The sequence below is a fragment of the Nocardia sp. CWNU-33 genome (assembly GCF_046764895.1).
Classification (GTDB): Bacteria; Actinomycetota; Actinomycetes; order Mycobacteriales; family Mycobacteriaceae; genus Nocardia.
In genome coordinates this window covers 1-560 of sequence record NZ_JBKOQN010000135.1, presented here as the reverse complement: position 1 = coordinate 560, position 560 = coordinate 1, and the positions used below count along the sequence as shown (strand labels likewise).

Genomic DNA, 560 nt, shown 5'->3' with positions numbered 1-560 from the left:
GTGATCTACCGAGACCGAATCAGGCGGCGGGCTTGGGCTGGCTGAGGTCCCTGACGCCGGTGATCGCATCGATGATGTTGACGATGGCGGAGGTGCCGCCGTCGAGGGCCGAGCTGCCGGAGTCGAGCATGGCGGACCCGGAGGACGAGCCGGCCGAACCGGTGGAGGAGCCGGCCGAACCGGAGGCCGAACCCGAGGCCGAACCCGAGGCCGCACCCGCGGAGCCGGTGGCGGCGGAGTCAGCGGAGGTGGCGGCGGAGGCCACCGCGACCGGGCCGAAGAACAGGGCGGCGGCGGAGACGGTGCCGGCGGCGGCGAGGATCTTGCGAGAGAACATGTACGGGGCTTCCTTCCACAGATGGATAACGACGCCATAACGGGCGGCACCAGCAACGTTATGAAAAAGAGATCTGTAAATCCACTTATATTATTGTGAGATGAATCACCGTTAATAATGGGCTAACACTCTATTGTGTCGAGGTAACGCAATTTGATCTTCACTCCGGACTCGGATTCGAAGATCAAATTAGGTTGGTTTATTCGACGGCGCCCGTATCGGT

Annotated in this window: 1 protein-coding gene; it reads right to left on the bottom strand. The window is 61.8% G+C overall.

Features of this window, described 5'->3' with window-relative positions; all coding sequences use genetic code 11:
• Window positions 1–19 precede the first annotated feature (19 nt).
• Window positions 20–337 (bottom strand): hypothetical protein, encoded by a 318-nt coding sequence (locus tag ACLMAL_RS39735; RefSeq protein WP_328403398.1) that lies wholly within the window; start codon window positions 335–337, stop codon window positions 20–22.
• Window positions 338–560 lie beyond the last annotated feature (223 nt).